This window comes from Phycicoccus flavus (genome assembly GCF_004025965.2).
Lineage (GTDB): Bacteria > Actinomycetota > Actinomycetes > Actinomycetales > Dermatophilaceae > Phycicoccus > Phycicoccus flavus.
In genome coordinates this window covers 18,303-35,702 of record NZ_SAYU02000023.1, presented here as the reverse complement: position 1 = coordinate 35,702, position 17,400 = coordinate 18,303, and the positions used below count along the sequence as shown (strand labels likewise).

Below are 17,400 nucleotides of genomic sequence, written 5' to 3'. Positions count from 1 at the left end.
CGGCCGGCCGGAACGGACGCCGGCCCGGGTGGCGCCGGTCTCGACAGCGGGCCCGCCCCGCTCCACCATGTGCGGATGGGATGGCTGGGGTGGGGGCTCGCGGTCGCCGTCGTCGCGGCCGTCGTCGCCCGGGTGCTCATGCGCGTCGTCGCGCTCGTCGAGCTGGGCCGGCCGGCCTTCTCCGTCTCCGGCACCGCGGGCATCGTCCTGCTCTTCGCGCTGGCGGGGGTCGGCGGCGCCGCGGTGGGACGACTCGGCTGGCGCGGCGGGCGCCGCTGGGCCGCGCTCGCCGTGTCGTCGGGGCTGCTGCTCTACTCCGGGGTCGCCATCGGGGTGAGCAGCCTGCAGGACGCCGCCGCCCGTGACGTCCCGGCCTGGCGGCTCGCCGTCGCCGGCGTGCTCTTCGTCCTCGTCATGGGCATCGCCGTCGCGACGCCGTGGCTGGCGCTGCGCCTCGGCCGGCGATCGCGCGTCGTCCCGTAGCCCGGCGTCGCCTACGCGCCGGAAGGTTCGGGTCCGCCGGGGAACGAAGGGTACGCGGACCCGAAGGTTCCGGGATCAGGCGAGAAAGTTGCGACGGGGACGGGGGCGAGGGTGGGTGGCGCGCAGGCCGCGGCGGGCGAGGGCGGGCAGGCGGCCGAGGCGGGGGCCGGTGGGGACCGACCACACGCCGTGGCCGGGCAGGCCCCAGCCGGTGAGGAGCCGGTCGGCGGCGGTCCAGCCGGTGGTCGCGGCGCGCTCCATGAGGGCGACGGGCAGGTCGGAGCGGATGGTGTCGCCGGCCAGGACCAGCCGCGGGTCGGGGGTGACGACACCGGGCCGGGAGTCGTGCGGCTCCAGCCCGACGAGCACGCAGTCGGCCCGCAGCAGCCACTCCTCGTGCACCGTGCGGAGCCCGACGGTCTCCGGGTAGACCTCGTGCAGGGCCTCGAGCAGCCGCGCCCGCAGCGCCTCCTCGTCCGGGTCCTGGTCGACGGCGTAGGCGTGCAGCTCGACGACCGACCCGCCGTGGGCGCGCGACCACGCGGCGGCGTGGTCCTCGAACCGCTCCAGGACCGAGACGTTGTCCAGCGGGCCGTACCCGCTCGTGCCGAGGAACGGCGGCCGGTCGGCGTCGACGGGCCCGTCCAGCCAGAGCCGCCACACCGCGAACGGCGGAGCCGACCGCACCCCGGCGACGGCCGTGCGCCAGGCGCGCCCGGCGTCGCCGGGGCCGCCGAGGCCGGGGGAGGAGGCGGCGACCTCGCACAGCCCGACGGGGTCGAGGGCGAGGACGACGGCGTCGGCGTCGAGCACCTCGCCGTGGGGGTCGCCGCCGGTGTGCCGGTGGTGGACGGCGAGCCCGCGGTCGCGGCCGTCGAGCACGGTCGTCACCGACCGGCCCACCCGCACGTCGACCCCGAGCCCGTGCAGGTGCCGCCCGAGCGGCTCCCACAGGGTGCGGTCGTAGTCGTCGCGCGGCACGTCGAACAGCAGCCCCTCGGCGGAGCCGACGAAGTAGGTGTGGAACATCGCGACGAGCTCGCCGCCGGAGAACTCGCGCGGGTCGGCGAAGAACGAGCGCGCGAAGACCTCGAGGGCGAGGTGGCGGGCGGTCTCCGGGAAGCGCAGCCGGTCCAGTACCTCGGCGGCGCTCACCCCGTCCAGTGCCCGCACGGTGTCGGGAAAGCGGACGTCGAGCAGGCCGAGCGCGGCCTCGACGTCGACCCCGGCCAGGCCGCGCCGGTCGAAGCTGGGGCTGCGGGCGACGAAGGCCGCGAGGTTCCACGGCGGCGTGCGGGGGATGCCGGCGAACGAGTCCGCGCCGCCGCCGGCGCGCACCAGGGGGTAGTCGGCCAGCGGGCGCAGCCGCTCCAGCGTCGGGTCGGTGCGGCGGAGCACGGCGCGCAGGTTGTAGTACTGCCGGAAGAAGGCGTGGAAGCCGCGGCTCATGTGGCTCGGGCTGCCGTCCGGCAGGGTGACCGGCCAGGACGCGACCCGGCCGCCGAGCCGCCCGGACGCCTCGAGCACGGTGACCCGCACCCCCCGCTCGGCGAGCGCCAGCGCGGCGGTCAGCCCGGCGATCCCGGCCCCGGCCACGACGACGTGCCGGTCGCCCGGTGGGGCGGGACGGTCCGGCCGTGCCGGCGCGGGCGGCGGGTGGAACTCGGCCCGGGGGTCCCGGCCCGGGCGGAACGTCGAGCGGCGCCCCACGGGCAGCAGCGGCGTCACGCGGGGGCGCTCCCGACGACGGTGTGCACGACGCCGTCCTGCCAGCCGGGGTAGCTGCGGTGCCGGACGCCGACGAGCCCGGCCTCCTGCAGGCGGTGGCAGACCAGGGCGACGGAGTCGAAGTCGCGCACGCTCGTGTAGAGGTAGCGGTGCAGCGGGACGTCGGAGCGCTTCACCGCGGCCAGCGGGATGATGATGCCGTGGCACACCGCCGCCCAGATCGCCCGGGCCCGGGCGCTGCCCGCGACGGAGTAGTCGTGGACGACGAACGCCCCGCCCGGCCGCAGCACGCGGGCGACCTCGCGGACCAGCGCCTCCCGGTCGGGCACGTTGCGCAGCAGGTAGGCCCCGAGCACGCCGTCGACCGAGTCGTCCGGCAGCCCGCGCAGGTGGGTGACCGCGTCGGCGACCTCGAACGAGACGCCCGGGCCCCAGCGCTTCGGGCGGGCCTCGGCGACCATGCCCTCGGAGGCGTCGACGCCCGTGACGTCCAGCCGGGCGGGGTCGTGGCCCGCGGCCGACCAGGCCTGGAGCACGGCGTGCGTCGAGGCCCCCGAGCCGCAGCCGAGGTCGAGGACGACGACCGGCCGCCCCGCCTCGGCCGAGCCGGCCGCGGGGGCCATCGCGGCGACGAGCGCGTCGGCGGCCGTCCGCAGCTGGTCGTGGTAGCCGGGGGAGAGCGCGACCATCGCGTCGTAGGTCGGCGCCGCGCGGTCGAAGGCCTCCGCCAGCGTCCAGTCCTGGGTGGGGGTCATCTCGCCTCGTCCTTCCGCGGCTGCCGCCGGGGCTCCTGCCGGCGGCCGAGTGCCGCCCAGCCGATGATCGTCAGGGTCACCATGCTCCAGCCGAAGAGGAAGTCCTCGACCGGGATGTCCCAGGGGGCGCGCACGCCCAGGGTCTGCGCCTCGTCGTAGAGGACGATCGGCGCCGACAGCTTGGTCAGCCACCCGTCGACGAGGACCTGGAAGGCCCCGACGATGGCCATGGCCAGCCAGAACTGCGCCGTCCGCAGCACGCCGGTGCGCAGCCACAGCCGCTCGACGGCCAGGACGAGCAGCACCGACAGCACGGCGAGCACGGTGTACTCAGGCATCGGCGCGCTCCTGCGCCCGCTCGCCGCCGCGCGACCGGGACCGCACCCAGCCCAGGACGGTGCCGACCGACTCGTAGGTCAGCAGCCCGCAGACGGGCACGACGACGAAGAAGACGAGCTCCTCCAGGGGGACGTCCAGCGGCAGGAGGATGCCGGTGGTGTACCGCTCGCTGTAGGTCCAGTGGCCGCGGACGATGCCGAGCACGTCCCAGGCGACGAAGACGACGAGCACCGGTGCCAGCGCGAGCAGCAGGCGTCGCGGCCGCCGGTAGACCCGGGCCCGGAAGGCCCACTCCAGGGGCAGCGTCACCGCCAGGCACCCGGCCATGAGCAGCAGGTACTGGTACCGGTCCGGCATCCCTCAGACCACCTCGGCGTCGTCGGCCCGGACGCCCGCGGCGGGCGCGTCGACCCGCGCGGCCGGGGGCAGCGCGTCCGGCGAGCCCTCCGGCCAGCCCGACGGGTCGGGGCCGAGCCCGGCGAGCAACGGCACCTGCGCCGCGCACCAGGGCGACACGGCGCGGCGGCCCGCCAGCACGTCGGCGGCGAACCCCGACCACGGCTCCCAGTGCGCGTCGTCCACCTCGGCCGGGTCGGGGACGAGGGCGGTGTCGGTCGCCCGCGCCACGAGGACGGGGCACAGCTCGTGCTCGACGAGCCCGCCCTGGACCGCCCGGTAGCGGAAGTCGGGCAGGACGAGACGGACCGGGCCGACCTCGACCCCGAGCTCGTCGCGCACACGGCGCCGGACGGCGTCCTCGAGCGGCTCGCCGGGGCGGGGGTGCCCGCACACGCTGTTCGTGACGACGCCGGGGAAGCTCGGCTTGTCCGCCGCGCGGGTGGTGACGAGCAGCCGCCCGTCGTCGTCGACGACGTAGCAGGAGAAGCCGAGGTGCAGCGGTGTCGCGTCGTGGTGCACGGTCGACTTCGGGGCGGTGCCGACGGCGCGGCCGGCGTCGTCGAGGAGGACGACGTCGTGGTCGGCGACCCAGGCCTCGTCCGGGCGGGCGGCGGCCCGGTCGCGCCGGACGAGCCGCACCGGGTCGCGGGAGAGGACCATCCGGGCGCTGAGCGCGACCTTGGCCGGGGTGGAGACGCGCACGCGGGTGGCGAAGACGTCGTACCCGGCGTCCTCGATGCGCTCGAGGATGCGGGCGTAGAGGACGCGGGCCGTGGCGACGCAGCGGCGGGAGGCCGGGGGCAGCGCGGACAGCCCGGCGTCGGCCTCGCGGTACAGCCGCCGGTTGCGGGCGATCTCGAAGGCCATGAGCCGCTGCCACTCCGGCGTCGCCGTCCGTGCGGCGGGGTCGGCCCCGAACCGGCGCAGGTCCTCCTGGGGGACGTAGACGCGCCCGCGGTCCAGGTCCTCGCCGACGTCGCGGAGGAAGTTCGTCAGCTGGAACGCCAGGCCGAGGGCCCGGGCCGGCTGCCGGACCTCGGCGCCGGGCTCGAGGACGGGCAGCATCATCTCGCCGATGACGGCGGCGCTGCCGTCCATGTAGCCGAGCAGGTCCTCCCACGTCTCGTACGTCGTCCGGGTGAGGTCGGTGCGCATGGCGCCGAAGAAGCGGGCGAAGCACTCGTCGGGGATGCCGCACTCGCGCACGCTCGTGACGACCGCGGCGAGGACGGGGTCGGTGGAGTGCCCGCTGTGCAGCGCCGACCAGAAGGACGCCTCGAAGCGGTCCAGCCGCGCGGACGTCGTCGCCACCGGCTCGTCACCGGCGAGGTCGACGATGTCGTCGGCCAGCCGGGCCAGGGCGTAGACGGCGTGGACGTGCCGCCGGCGCTCGGCGGGCAGCAGCCGGGCGCCCCAGAAGTACGTCGTGCCGTGCTCGCGGGTCAGCTCGGCGCAGCGGGTGTAGCCGGCGGCGAGCAGGGCGGCCTCGGGGGCCGTCACCGCGCCACCCCGGCGGGTCGGGTCCGGGGGCGGGCGGCCCCGGCGTACTCCTGCACCCGCTCGGCGGCGAGCCTGCCGCTGACGAGGACCATCGGGACGCCGACGCCCGGCGTCGTCCCCGACCCGGCGAACACGAGCCCCGGCACCCGCCGGTCGACGTTGCTCGGCCGGAACGGCCCGGACTGCCCGAAGGTGTGCGCCATCGCGAACGGCGTGCCGAGGTGCATGCCCGCGGCCGCCCAGTCCGGCGGGGTCACGAGCCGCTCCTCGACGACGTCGGTGGGGTAGCCCCCGGCCTCGAGGAAGGCGTGCAGCCGCTCGCGCATCGGCCCGGCCTCGCGCTGCCAGTCCAGCCGCGAGCCCAGGTGCGGCACCGGCTCCAGGACGTAGAGGGCGCTCGAGCCGTCCGGCGCCGCCGTCGGGTCGCTGACCGTCGGCACGGTGACGAGCCGGGAGGGGTCGGGCATGAGCTCGCGGCGGTCGACGAGCGCCTCGAAGGCGCCGTCCCAGGCGTCGCCGAAGTGGATGTTGTGGTGGCGCAGGTGCGGTCCCGGCCGGCCGGTGGCGCCGACGTGCCAGACGACCGCCGACGGCGAGAACTCGCCGCGGCGGGTCGACCGCGGGCCGGGGACGCCGGGCAGCAGCCGGTCGTAGGCGACCGGCAGGTCGAGGGTGCAGACGACGGCGTCGGCGGCCAGCCGGTCGCCGTCCGCGGTGGCGACGCCGGCCACCGCCCCGTCGCCGCGGCGCAGGACCTCGGTCACCTCGACCCCGAGGTGGACGGTGCCCCCGGCGTCGGTGAGCGCGTGCGCCATCCCCACCGGCACCCGGTGCATCCCGCCGGTCGGGTAGAAGACGCCGCGCACGGTGTCCATGTACGTGATGACGGCGAAGACGGCCCGCGCCTTGGCCGGCGCGACCCCGGCGTAGAGGGACTGGAAGGAGAAGATGCGGTGCAGGCGGTCGTCCTCGAAGAACGAGGCGACCTTCGGCCCGAGGGCCCCGAGCCCGCCGAGCCGCAGCAGCCGGGCGGCGGTCCCGGGCGAGCGGACGAGGTCGAGCACCGAGCCGTAGTTGGCGTCGATGAAGGTGTCGAACTCGACGTCGTACATCTCCTGCAGCCAGTCGAGGAAGCGGTCGAAGCCGGCGGCGTCGGCGGGACCGCAGAGCCGCGCGATCTCCTCGCGCAGGTCGCCCATGTCGGCGCGGACGGACAGCTCGCTGCCGTCGGGGTAGACCGCCCGGTAGGCGGGGTCGAGCCGCTCCATGGGGACGAGCGCCTCGGGGTCGCCGCCGACCGCGCGGATCGGGGCGGCGAGCAGCTCGGGCATGGTCATGACGACGGGGCCGGGGTCGAAGCGGAAGTCGCCGAGCCGCAGCGTGCCCGCCCGGCCGCCGACGACGTCCTCGCGCTCCAGGACGGTGACGTCGTGCCCGGCGGCGGTGAGGTGGCAGGCGGCCGCGAGCCCGGACAGGCCGGCTCCGACGACGACGACCTTCACGAGGACCTCCAGGCGACGGAGCGGACGACCTCGCGCAGTGCCTGCGCGGCGTCGGGATCGGTGGTCAGCCGGGGGACGATGCGGTCGGCGCGGGTGGTGAGCCGGCGGATCTCGTCCTCGGCACGCTGCCGCACCCCGGCCCGCTCCATGGCGTGCTGCAGGGCGAGCGTCCCCGCCGGGTCGAGCCCGCCGGCGTCGCAGGCGTCGAGCAGGTGGCGGTCGGCGTCGGGGAGTGCCTCGGCGGCCCAGACGAGCAGCACCGTCGGCTTGCCGGAGCGCAGGTCGTCCCCGGCGGGCTTGCCGGTGACCTCGGGGTCGCCCCAGACGCCGAGCACGTCGTCGCGCAGGGCGAAGGCGTCGCCGACGAGGTCGCCCCAGGTGCCGAGCCGGTCGACGAGCGCCGCGTCCGCCCCGGCGACGAGCGCGCCGAGCTGCAGCGGCCGGGTGATCGTGTACCGCCCGCTCTTGAAGCGGGCGATCCGGCGCGAGGTGGCGAGGTCGCGGCGGCGGTCGGCGGTGTGCGTGACGTCGAGCAGCTGCCCCTCGACGAGCTCGGCGGTCATGACCCGCCAGACGTGCCGCACCTCGGGCGGGCAGCCGGCGACGAGCGCCGCGGCCTCGGCCAGGGCGAGGTCGCCGAGCAGCACGGCGACGCTGTCGCCGAAGAGCACCGGGTCGCCGAGCCCGTCGTGCGCGGTGTGCCGGCGCGAGGCCTCGACGTGCACCGTCGGGGTGCCGCGCCGGGTGTCCGAGCGGTCCATGACGTCGTCCTGCACGAGGCCGAAGAGGTGCAGCAGCTCGAGGGCGGCGGCGACCCGGAGCAGGCCGGGCCGGGTGGCGTCCTCGCCGCCCGCGAGCAGCCAGCCGCGATGGGCCAGCCGCGGACGCACCCGCTTGCCGGGCCCGGCTAGTCGCCGACCGAGCTCGGCGACGAGGTCGACGTGCAGGGCACCCGGGCGCAGCGGGCCGTCCTGGCCGGCCGCCGACCGCAGGGCGGCGCGGAGACCGTCGAGCGTGCGGGAGAGCTCGGCGTGGACCTCGCTCAGCACGTCGTCGACCACCGCGGCGTCGTCGGCTGCCGCGACGTCGGTGACGTCGGGAACGGCCTCGGCACTCATGGACCACCCGTTCATTTCCGTCGGGGCCGGGGACTCGATTCAACCAAAGGGTCCCACTCCGGCACCCGGACCCTCGACAGCGGCCCCCGACCCTCGACAGCGTTGGGCGGCCCCGGGAGGCCCCCGCGACCGTAGGGTCGGGGCATGGATGCGGACGTCGTCGTCGTCGGGGCCGGGCTCGCGGGACTGCGGTGCGCGGACCGTCTGGCCGAGGCCGGACGCCACGTCGTGCACGTCGAGAGCGAGGGCGTCGTCGGTGGTCGGCAGCGCACCGACGAGGTCGACGGCTACCTGCTGGACCGCGGCTTCCAGGTGCTCAACCCGGCCTACCCCGCGGTGCGGCGCTTCGTCGACGTCGCCGACCTGGCGCTGCGGTCCTTCGGCGCCGGGCTGCTCGTGCGCCGCGAGACCGGGCTGGCGACGCTGGCGCACCCGCTGCGCCGGCCGGGCGGCATCGCGGCCACCCTGCGCAGCGGTCTGCTCTCCCCGTCGGGGCTCGCGGCGCTGGGCCGCTGGGCGGCGCCGGCGCTCACCGCCCCCCGCTCGGTCGTCCGCGGCCCCGACCGCCCTCTGCGCGAGGGTCTCGACGCCGCCGGGGTGTCCGGCCCGCTGCGCACCGAGGTCGTCGAGCCCTTCCTCGCCGGGGTCGTCGCCGAGGACCGTGGGGAGACCTCCGAGGCCTACGTCCGGCTGCTCGTGCGGATGTTCGCCCTCGGGGTGCCCGGGCTGCCGGCCCGCGGGATCCAGGCGCTGCCGGAGTGGATCGCCGACCGCTCGCGGCGCCGCGCCCTGCCGCCGGACCTGCGGCTGGCGAACCCGGTCATCGGCGTGCAGGCGGGCGCGGAGCCGGTCGTGGTCTGCGCCGACGGGACCTCGCTCACCGCCCGCGCGGTCGTCGTCGCCGTCGGGCCCGAGACCGTCGGGCACCTGCTCCCGGACGTGCCCGCGCCGACCACCCGGGGCCTACGGACCTGGTGGTTCGCCGCCGACGAGGCGCCGACGGACTCCGACCTCGTCGTCGTCGACGGCCGCCGCCGCGGGCCGATGGTCAACGCCGCCGTCGTCAGCAACGCCGTGCCGTCCTACGCCCCGCCGGGCCGTCACCTCCTCGAGGTCACCACCCTGCTCGGCCCGGACGACGACCCGTCCGAGGACGACGTGCGCCGCCAGGCCGGCGAGGTGTTCGGCACCTCGACGGCGGGCTGGCACACGATCCGGCGCGACGACGTGTGGGACGCGCTGCCCGCCCAGCCGGCGCCGCTGCGGGTCACCTCGCCGGCGCGGGTCGCCGAGGGCGTCTACGTCGCGGGCGACCACCGCGACACCGCGTCGATCCAGGGGGCGCTGGTCTCGGGGCAGCGGGTGGCGGGCGCGGTCCTGGAGGCCCTGCGGGCGTCCTGACCCCGGCGGCCGTCCTGGACGCCGACCTTCGACACCGGCGGGCGGGCCGCCACCGCTCGCCGCCCCGGCGGCTACGGTCGAGGACGTGCCCCGATCCACCCGCCGGCTGCGCCTCGTCTTCCCGCACCAGCTGTTCGAGTCGCTGCTCGAGGAGCCCCAGGGCACCCGGTTCGTCCTCGTCGAGGACGACCTGCTCTTCCGGCACCAGCCGTTCCACGCCCAGAAGCTCGTGCTGCACCGGGCGTCGATGCGGCTCTTCGCGGACCGGCTGCGCGAGAAGGGCTTCGACGTCGACGTCATCGAGACCGACACCCGCCGCAAGACCCGCACCCGGCTCACCGAGTACCTCGCCGATGCCGACCCGGACGAGGTCCGCCTGCACGACGTCGTCGACGACTGGCTGCTGCGCGACGTCCGCCGCGCCTTCCACGACGCGAAGGTCGACCTCGCGCCCGAGGACGTCGAGGAGACACCGTGCTTCCTCACGACGCGGCCGCAGCTCACCGAGTGGTTCGACTCGCACCGGGCCAGGATGGCCTCGTTCTACGAGTGGCAGCGGCAGCGGCTGGACGTCCTCGTCGAGGGCAAGGGCCACGACCGGCCGGTGGGCGGGCAGTGGTCCTTCGACGAGGACAACCGCAAGAAGCTGCCGAAGGGCCACGACGTGCCGCGGCGGGAGCCGGTGGAGCGGCTGCCCGAGGTCGACGAGGCCATCGCCTGGGTCGGGGAGGCGTTCCCGGACGCCCCCGGCCGGGCCGACACCTTCGACTGGCCGGTGACCCACGAGCAGGCACGGGCCTGCCTGCGCGAGTTCGTCGAGGAGCGGCTGGAGCAGTTCGGGCCGTACGAGGACGCCGTCGCCACCGAGCACCCGTTCGTCTTCCACGCCGTCATCACCCCGCCGCTCAACTGCGGGCTGCTCACGCCGCAGGAGGTGCTGGACGCGGTGCTCGACGCCGCCGACGAGCGGGACGTGCCGCTGGCCTCGCTCGAGGGCTTCGTAAGGCAGGTCATCGGCTGGCGCGAGTACATGCGGGCCACCTACCACCTGTACGGCCGGCGCATGCGGACCTCGAACCACCTGCGGCACACCCGGTCCCTGGCCGACGGCTGGTGGGACGCGTCGACCGGCCTGGACCCGGTCGACCACGTCGTCGCCGGCGTCATCGAGCGCGGGTACGCCCACCACATCGAGCGGCTCATGGTGCTGGGCAACGCGATGTGCCTGCTGCGCACCGACCCCGACGAGGTCTACGAGTGGTTCATGGCGTTCTTCGTCGACGCCTACGACTGGGTCATGGTGCCGAACGTCTACGCGATGTCGCAGTTCGCGGCGGGGACCGGCATCACGACCAAGCCGTACGTCTCGGGGAGCAACTACCTGAAGAAGATGACCGACTTCGGCCCCGGCGACTGGCGCGAGGACTGGGACGCCCTCTACTGGGGCTTCGTCGACCACCACCGCGAGGTGTTCGAGGGCAACGCCCGCAGCCGGATGGTGACCCGCACCTGGGACGGCTTCGACGAGGCCAAGCGCGAGGACCTGCTCACGCGCTCCCGCCGGGTCGTGCGCCGCCTCTGACCCCGCTCACCCGGTCCGCGCGTGGTCCTCGAGCGAGGCGACGACGTCGGTGAGCGGGCGCTCGTCGGGGGCCTGCGACCACTCGCGCAGCGCGACCCGCCACACGGCGAGCGCGCCCTCGGCGGCGAGGCGGGCCTCGCGCTCGGCCACCCCGTGCTCGACGAGCGCCCCGGTGACGGCGTCGACGATCTGCCCCTGGCGGTAGAGGTCGCGCCCGGCGAGGACGGGCGAGGTGGGGACGACCCGGGCGCTCAGGCCGATGCGCTCGGGCTCCTCCATGACGAGGGCGGCGAGGGCCCGGACCGCGGCCAGCGCCGCGTCGGCGGGCGCCGCGCCGTCGGCCCGGGCGTCCCGGGTGGTCTGCGCGAGCATCGCGAGCAGGTCGCCGTTGTCGGGGAAGAGGACGTCGGCCTTGTCGCGGAAGTGGCGGTAGAAGGTGCGTTCGGTGACGCCCGCCATGGCCGCGATCTCCCCGACCGTCGTCGCGTCCCAGCCCTGCTCGGCGCCGAGGACGAGGGCGGCGCGCACGAGCCGACCGCGCGCGTCCGGTGCCCAGCGTCCCATGGGGTCCGAGCCTAGCCGACGGCAGGATCTGACATCAGGTGATGACAGAGACTGACATCAGGCGTACCGTGGGTGATGTCACGATCTGTCACCACGAAGGAGAACCCCCATGAACGTCTTCGTTACCGGCGCCTCCGGCTGGGTCGCCTCGGCCGTCGTCCCCGAGCTGCTCGCCGCCGGGCACACCGTCCGCGGCCTCGCGCGCTCCGACGCCTCGGCCGCCACCGTCGAGGCCCGCTGCGCCACCCCCGTCCGCGGCTCGCTGCGCGAGCACGACCTGCTCCGGGCCGAGGCCGAGCGCGCCGACGCCGTCGTCCACCTCGCCTTCCCGCACGAGGACCTCGCCGACCTCGCCGGCGCCGCCCGGGCCGAGGGCGAGGCCGTCGCCGCGCTCGTCTCCGGGCTGGACGGCACCGGCACGCCCGTGGTCGCCGCCTCCGGCATCCCCATGGTCCAGGGCCGTCCCGCCACCGAGGAGGACACCATCACCGAGGGCCCGGTGGCGGCCCGCGGGGAGAACGAGGCCCGGCTGCTGGCCGGCGCCGACCGGGGCTTCCGGCCCTCGGTCGTGCGGCTGCCCCGCTCGGTCCACGGCGAGGGCGACGCCCACGGGTTCCTCCCGCAGCTGGTCGCGATGTTCCGCGAGGCCGGGACCGCGATGTACGTCGGCGACGGCGCGCACCGGTGGAACGCCGTGCACGTCCGCGACGCCGGACGCCTGTTCCGGGCGGCCCTCGAGGACGCCCCGGCGGGCAGCGCGCTGCACGCCGTCGGCGACGAGGGCGTGCCGGTCAAGGACATCGCCGAGGCGCTGGGCGCCCGCCTCGGGCTGCCGGTGACCTCGGTGGAGCCGGAGCGGCTCGGCTTCTTCGGCGTCATGCAGACGATGGACCACGCGAGCACCGCCGAGCGCACCCGCGCCCTCACCGGCTGGACGCCGACGCAGCCGGGCCTGCTCGAGGACATCGCCGCCGGCCACTACGACGGATGACGGGAGCCGGGGCCGAGCAGCGTGACCAGCCGTCGCAGCTGCTCGGCCACGAAGGCCTCGTGCTCGGGGCTGCCCGGGTGCAGCCCCACGAGGCGCACGGTCTCGACGGGAAAGACCGTCCCCGACATGACCACGCCCTGCAGGAGCATGAGCACGAAGGCCGGGTCGAGGAGGTCGGTGACCTCCCCGGCGTCCTGGCGGGCCCGCACGTGCGCCACCTCGGGGGCGTCCGGGTCGTGCTCGACGCGCGCCGGGTCGCCGTCGAGGGCCTCGCGCACGGAGAAGCGGACGCGCTCGGGGTCGGCGCAGGCGGCGCGAAGGTAGGCGACGGCGACCTCCGAGAGGGGGACCGAGGGGTCGGTGATCGCGTCGTCCTGCTCCTGCCAGCGGGTGAGCAGGGCGTCGTACAAGCCCTGCTTGCCGCCGAAGTGGTAGCTGATGAGCTGCTTGTTGACCCCGGCGCGCTCGGCGATGACGTCGACCCGGGCGCCGGCCAGCCCCTTCTCGGCGAACTCGGCGAGCGCCGCGGCCAACAGGGCCTGCCTCGTCCGTTCCGGGTCGCGCCGGCGGGTTCGCACGGGCTCGTGTGACTCCGCACGGCCTGCGGTGCGGTCGGGCGCGGGTTCGCTCTCGGTCATGGGTCGACTGTAGTGTCGTCTCAGTCATCCGGTTGGATGACAACGACGACGGACGGAGTGTTCGATGACCGACGGGACCGACCAGCAGCTACCCACCAACTGGGGGCGGTGGGGCGAGGACGACGAGCTCGGCACCCTCAACCTCGTGACGGCCGAGGTCCGGGCCCGAGGGGTGGCCGAGGCCCGTGAGGGGGAGGTGGTCCCCCTGGGACGTGCAGTCACCCCGGCCCCCACGGCGCGGGGCCCGTTCGGGCCGGACGGGCCGCGGTCCAGCGCGGTCCAGCAGGCGCTCCTGTACACGGGGACGCCGCCGATGGGCATGGCCGAGACCCTCGTCCTCACCCCGCACGACCCCTCGCTCACCCACCTGGACGCCGTGGCCCACATCCCGGTCGACGGCATGGTCTACCCCGGTCGCCCCCTCGCCGAGTGCGTCGACCCCGGTGGGGTCCGCCACGGGTCCACCGCTGCCTTCGGCGACGGGGTCGTGACGAAGGGCGTCCTGCTCGACCTGGCTCCCGGTGACCGGCTGCCGCCCGCCCACGGCATCACCGGGACCGACCTCGACGCAGCCGCGGAGCGGGGCGGCGTCACCGTCCTGCCGGGGGACGCGGTCGTCCTGCGCGGCGGCTGGACCTTCGCCTGGGACGCCGAGGAGCCCACACCGGGGCTGACACTCGACGCCGTCGCCTGGCTGCACCGGCACGACGTGGCGTTGCTCGCCGGTGACGTGGGCGACGCCTTCCCTCCTCTGGAGGGCGAGATGCCGATGCCGCTGCACCTCGTGGGCCTGGCGCGGCTCGGGCTCCCGCTCGTCGACGGGGCGAGCGTCGAGGACCTGGCGGCGGTCTGCGGCCGGCTCTCGCGGTCCTCCTTCATGCTCGTGGTGGCGCCCCCGCGCATCCACGGGGCCACCGGGCTGCCGGTGAACCCGCTCGCCGTCTTCTGATCGTGTCGGCGCCACCGGCCGCCCGAGCCGCGGGAAGAGAGGGCGGCGCGGGCCTGTTGGCCCGGAGGAGAAGGACGTTCCGCGACCGCAGAGGAGACACGACGTGCCGGACACCGCAGCCACCGCGACCCCGACGGGCACCGCGCAGATCGGGGTGACCGGGATGGCGGTCATGGGCCGCAACCTCGCCCGCAACTTCGCACGCCACGGCTTCCGGGTGGCGGTGCACAACCGGACGACGAGCAAGGCCGAGTCGCTCGTCCGCGACTTCGGCGACGAGGGCGACTTCACCCTCGCCCGGAGCCTCGAGGACCTCGTCGGCGCGCTGGAGCGGCCCCGCCGCATCGTCGTCATGGTCAAGGCGGGCGAGGGCACCGACGCCGTCATCGACGAGCTCGTGCCGCTCCTCGACGAGGGCGACATCGTCGCCGACGCCGGGAACGCGCACTTCGCCGACACCCGCCGCCGCCACGACGCCCTCGCCGAGAAGGGCATCCGCTACGCCGGGGTCGGGGTCTCCGGCGGCGAGGTCGGTGCCCTCGAGGGCCCGTCGATCATGCCGGGGTGCGACGGCGACACCTACGCCGAGCTCGGTCCGTTCCTCGAGGTCGCGTCCGCGCACGTCGACGACGAGCCCTGCTGCACCCTCATCGGGCCGGACGGGGCCGGGCACTTCGTGAAGATGGTGCACAACGGCATCGAGTACTCCGACATGCAGCTCATCGCCGAGACCTACGACCTGCTGCGCGGGCCGGGCGGGCAGGAGCCCGCCGACATCGCCGACGTCTTCCGGGAGTGGAACGGCACCGAGCTCGAGTCCTACCTCGTCGAGATCGCCGCCGAGGTCCTCTCGCACACCGACGGCGACACCGGCAGGCCCTTCGTCGACGTCGTCCGCGACGCCGCCGAGCAGAAGGGCACCGGCCGCTGGACGGTCCAGACCGCCCTCGACCTCGGGGTGCCGGTCACCGGCATCGCCGAGGCGACGATGGCCCGCTCGACCTCGGGCGACACCGAGCGCCGGTCCGCGGTCCGCGAGGCCCTCGAGGTCGCGCAGGAGCCGGCCGGCGCCGAGGTGTCCGTCGACGACCTGCGCCAGGCGCTCTACGCCGCGAAGGTCGTGTCGTACGCGCAGGGGCTGGACATGGTGCGGGACGGCTCGGCCGAGCACGACTGGGACATCGACCCCGCCGACCTGTCCCGGATCTGGCGGGACGGCTGCATCATCCGCGCGCGCCTCCTCGGCGACATCACCGACGCGGTCGAGGAGCACCGCGACGCGCCGAGCCTGCTCGCCACCCCGACCTTCGCCGCCGCGGTCGCCGACCGGCTGCCCGCGCTGCGCCGCGTCGTCACCGCCGCCGTCGCCTCCGGGACGCCGGCCCCCGTGTACTCCGCGGTCCTCGCCTACGTCGACGCCCTGCGCGCCGAGCGGCTGCCGGCCGCGCTGGTCCAGGGGCTGCGCGACTACTTCGGCGCGCACACCTACGAGCGGGTAGACCGCGAGGGCACGTTCCACACCCTGTGGGCCGAGGACCGCTCCGAGGTCGACGCCGGCTGACCCGCCGGCGGCCCGACCTCGGGCTCGACAGGCCGCGTCGGCGGACGCCCGCGCGGGTACGGGACGACGAGATCACCGAGAAGGAGCAGCACATGACCCACGACACCGAGGGTGCCAAGCACGTCCACGACCTCGTGAGCGACCAGCGCACGGCGATGCTCACGACCGTCCACCGCGAGACGGGGATGCTCACCTCCCGCCCGATGACCCTCCAGCAGGCCGACGAGGACGGCACGCTGTGGTTCCTCGGGATGCGCGACAGCGCCGCCGCCGGGGAGATCGAGGCCCACCCGCAGGTCAACGTCGCCTTCACGAAGGAGGGCGCGTGGGTCTCGGTCGCCGGCCGGGCCGAGGTGCGTCAGGACGCCGAGAAGGCCCGTGACCTGTGGAACGAGTTCGCGAAGACCTGGTTCCAGACCGAGCCCGAGGACCCGCAGGTCGCCGTCATCCGCGTCGACGGCGAGAGCGCCCAGTACTGGGACAGCCCGGGCAAGGCGGCGACCCTCGTCGAGATGGTCAAGGCCCGCGCCACGGGCAGCCGGCCCGACCCGGGCGAGAGCGACACCGTCGACCTCTAGCCCGCGGCCACCGGCGCGCTGCTCAGGCGGTAGCGCACGAACGAGGGCACGGCGAGCGCGGCGACCACCGTCCCGACGACGACGAGGATCCCGCCGCCCGCCGTCGTCACCGCGGTGCCGACGAGTGCCGCGACAGCCCCGTGGGTGACGTCGGCGACCCGGGGACCGCCCGCGACGACGACGATGAAGATGCCCTGGAGGCGCCCGCGCATCTCGTCGCTCGCGGCGGTCATGAGCATCGCGCTGCGGAAGGCCGCCGAGGCCATGTCGGCCGCGCCCCCGACGGCCAGCATGAGCACGGCCGCGAGGAGCATCGGGGTGCGCCAGCCGTCGCCGAGGGCCGCGAGCCCGACGGCCACCCCGAACCCGGTGATGGCGACCCCCCACACGAGGATGCACACGATGACGGCCCGGCCCTGGGCGTCGACGCGCGACACCCAGCCCGAGAGGACGCCGCCGACCACCGCGCCCGCGGGGATGGCGGCGAAGAGCAGCGCGAACGCCAGCCCGCCGGTCTCCGGGCCGAGGAAGGACTCGTGGGCGATCTCGGGGAAGAGGGCCCGGGGCATCCCGAAGACCATCGCGACGATGTCGACGACGAAGCTCATCATGAGCACCGGGTGGTGGCGTAGGACGAGCACGCCCTCGACCACCGAGCGTAGGCCGGGGGTGCGCGCCCGCTCCTGCCCGGGGCCGCGCTCGACGCGCAGCCGCGGCAGGCGCAGGACCGCCGACAGGGTCGCGAACAGCGTGATGGTGTCGACGAGGTAGAGCCACGAGAACCCGGTGAACGGGATGAGGACGCCGGCCACGAGCGGCCCGGCGATCGCCCCGGCCTGGAAGACGGTCATGTTCAGCGAGTTCGCGGCCGGCAGCAGCTCCGGGGCCAGCAGGCGCGGCAGGACCGCGCTGCGGGTCGGCTGGTTGACCGCGAAGAACGCCTGCTGCACGGCGAACAGCGAGAGCAGGAGCCAGACGTTCGTGCTGCCGAGCGCCGCCTGCAGCCAGAACAGGGCGCTCGTGCCGATGAGGCCGCACGTCGAGACGACGAGGAGGGTCCGCCGGTCGAAGACGTCGGCGAGGGCCCCGCCCCACAGGCCGAAGACGACGAGGGGCACGAGGCCGAAGACCCCGGTGAGGCCGACGTACGCCGAGGAGCCGGTGTCGGCGTAGATCTGGGCCGGGACGGCGACGATGGTCAGCTGCGCGCCGACGACGGTGACGATGTTGGCGACCCACAGCCGGCGGAAGTGGTCGTTCGCCAGCGGGCGGGTGTCTGCCACCAGGCCACGGAGCTGCACGTGACGCAACT

General features: G+C 75.5%; 17 protein-coding genes. 7 read left to right on the top strand and 10 right to left on the bottom strand.

Annotation, left to right across the window (positions count from 1 at the left end; translation table 11 throughout):
• Positions 1-75: 75 nt before the first annotated feature.
• Positions 76-483, top strand: a complete 408-nt coding sequence (locus tag EPD83_RS08730) for a hypothetical protein (RefSeq protein ID WP_128365864.1) — start codon at positions 76-78, stop codon at positions 481-483.
• A gap of 75 nt (positions 484-558) precedes the next feature.
• Here EPD83_RS08730 and EPD83_RS08725 read toward each other — a convergent pair whose 3' ends face one another.
• The 7 genes from EPD83_RS08725 to EPD83_RS08695 are packed head-to-tail and all read right to left on the bottom strand — an operon-like array spanning position 559 to position 7,824.
• The gene (locus tag EPD83_RS08725) at positions 559-2,211 is read right to left on the bottom strand and encodes an FAD-dependent oxidoreductase (RefSeq protein WP_322095776.1); all 1,653 of its coding nucleotides are present in this window, start codon (positions 2,209-2,211) and stop codon (positions 559-561) included.
• Entirely contained in the window at positions 2,208-2,966 is a 759-nt protein-coding gene (locus tag EPD83_RS08720; RefSeq protein ID WP_128365863.1) for a class I SAM-dependent methyltransferase, read from the bottom strand. The genes EPD83_RS08725 and EPD83_RS08720 overlap by 4 nt, the downstream gene beginning before the upstream one ends.
• Positions 2,963-3,304, bottom strand: coding sequence for a lycopene cyclase domain-containing protein (locus EPD83_RS08715; RefSeq protein WP_128365862.1), 342 nt, complete (start codon positions 3,302-3,304; stop codon positions 2,963-2,965). Before EPD83_RS08715 ends, EPD83_RS08720 begins: the two co-directional genes overlap by 4 nt.
• A complete protein-coding gene (locus EPD83_RS08710; protein ID WP_128365861.1) occupies positions 3,297-3,662 on the bottom strand; it encodes a lycopene cyclase domain-containing protein in 366 nt (121 codons plus the stop codon). Before EPD83_RS08710 ends, EPD83_RS08715 begins: the two co-directional genes overlap by 8 nt.
• Before the next feature lie 3 nt (positions 3,663-3,665).
• Positions 3,666-5,204, bottom strand: a complete 1,539-nt coding sequence (idi, locus tag EPD83_RS20960; protein WP_322095775.1) for an isopentenyl-diphosphate Delta-isomerase — start codon at positions 5,202-5,204, stop codon at positions 3,666-3,668.
• Positions 5,201-6,706, bottom strand: coding sequence for a phytoene desaturase family protein (gene crtI, locus EPD83_RS08700; RefSeq protein ID WP_235950423.1), 1,506 nt, complete (start codon positions 6,704-6,706; stop codon positions 5,201-5,203). The genes idi and crtI overlap by 4 nt, the downstream gene beginning before the upstream one ends.
• Positions 6,703-7,824 (bottom strand): polyprenyl synthetase family protein, encoded by a 1,122-nt coding sequence (locus EPD83_RS08695; RefSeq protein WP_164896190.1) that lies wholly within the window; start codon positions 7,822-7,824, stop codon positions 6,703-6,705. The genes crtI and EPD83_RS08695 overlap by 4 nt, the downstream gene beginning before the upstream one ends.
• A gap of 144 nt (positions 7,825-7,968) precedes the next feature.
• On the opposite strand from EPD83_RS08695, the gene EPD83_RS08690 reads away from it, so the two are divergent.
• Together EPD83_RS08690 and EPD83_RS08685 are read left to right on the top strand one after the other, a co-directional pair.
• Positions 7,969-9,225: an NAD(P)/FAD-dependent oxidoreductase gene (locus EPD83_RS08690; RefSeq protein WP_165566477.1), complete on the top strand. Its 1,257-nt coding sequence runs from the start codon at positions 7,969-7,971 to the stop codon at positions 9,223-9,225.
• Between the two features lie 85 nt (positions 9,226-9,310).
• The gene (locus EPD83_RS08685) at positions 9,311-10,807 is read left to right on the top strand and encodes a cryptochrome/photolyase family protein (protein ID WP_165566476.1); all 1,497 of its coding nucleotides are present in this window, start codon (positions 9,311-9,313) and stop codon (positions 10,805-10,807) included.
• A 6-nt stretch (positions 10,808-10,813) separates the two neighbouring features.
• Here EPD83_RS08685 and EPD83_RS08680 read toward each other — a convergent pair whose 3' ends face one another.
• Positions 10,814-11,371 carry a helix-turn-helix domain-containing protein gene (locus tag EPD83_RS08680; protein WP_128365857.1) on the bottom strand — a complete coding sequence of 186 codons (558 nt, stop codon included), beginning with the start codon at positions 11,369-11,371 and terminating at the stop codon, positions 10,814-10,816.
• A gap of 109 nt (positions 11,372-11,480) precedes the next feature.
• On the opposite strand from EPD83_RS08680, the gene EPD83_RS08675 reads away from it, so the two are divergent.
• Entirely contained in the window at positions 11,481-12,362 is an 882-nt protein-coding gene (locus EPD83_RS08675) for an SDR family oxidoreductase (protein WP_165566475.1), read from the top strand.
• On the opposite strand, the gene EPD83_RS08670 is transcribed toward EPD83_RS08675, so the two are convergent.
• Entirely contained in the window at positions 12,350-13,000 is a 651-nt protein-coding gene (locus tag EPD83_RS08670) for a TetR/AcrR family transcriptional regulator (protein WP_164896814.1), read from the bottom strand. The genes EPD83_RS08675 and EPD83_RS08670 overlap by 13 nt on opposite strands.
• Positions 13,001-13,064: 64 nt before the next feature.
• Between EPD83_RS08670 and EPD83_RS08665 the strand changes: the two genes are divergently transcribed.
• The 3 genes from EPD83_RS08665 to EPD83_RS08655 all read left to right on the top strand — a co-directional run bounded on the left by EPD83_RS08665 (position 13,065) and on the right by EPD83_RS08655 (position 16,088).
• Complete coding sequence (locus EPD83_RS08665) at positions 13,065-13,949, top strand: cyclase family protein (RefSeq protein ID WP_128368477.1); 885 nt, start codon at positions 13,065-13,067, stop codon at positions 13,947-13,949.
• 103 nt (positions 13,950-14,052) lie between these two features.
• Positions 14,053-15,510, top strand: coding sequence for an NADP-dependent phosphogluconate dehydrogenase (gene gndA, locus EPD83_RS08660; protein ID WP_268951197.1), 1,458 nt, complete (start codon positions 14,053-14,055; stop codon positions 15,508-15,510).
• Positions 15,511-15,602: 92 nt separating this feature from the next.
• Complete coding sequence (locus EPD83_RS08655; protein WP_128368197.1) at positions 15,603-16,088, top strand: pyridoxamine 5'-phosphate oxidase family protein; 486 nt, start codon at positions 15,603-15,605, stop codon at positions 16,086-16,088.
• Here the strand turns inward: EPD83_RS08655 and EPD83_RS08650 are convergent.
• Positions 16,085-17,371, bottom strand: coding sequence for an MFS transporter (locus EPD83_RS08650; protein WP_235950422.1), 1,287 nt, complete (start codon positions 17,369-17,371; stop codon positions 16,085-16,087). The genes EPD83_RS08655 and EPD83_RS08650 overlap by 4 nt on opposite strands.
• Positions 17,372-17,400 lie beyond the last annotated feature (29 nt).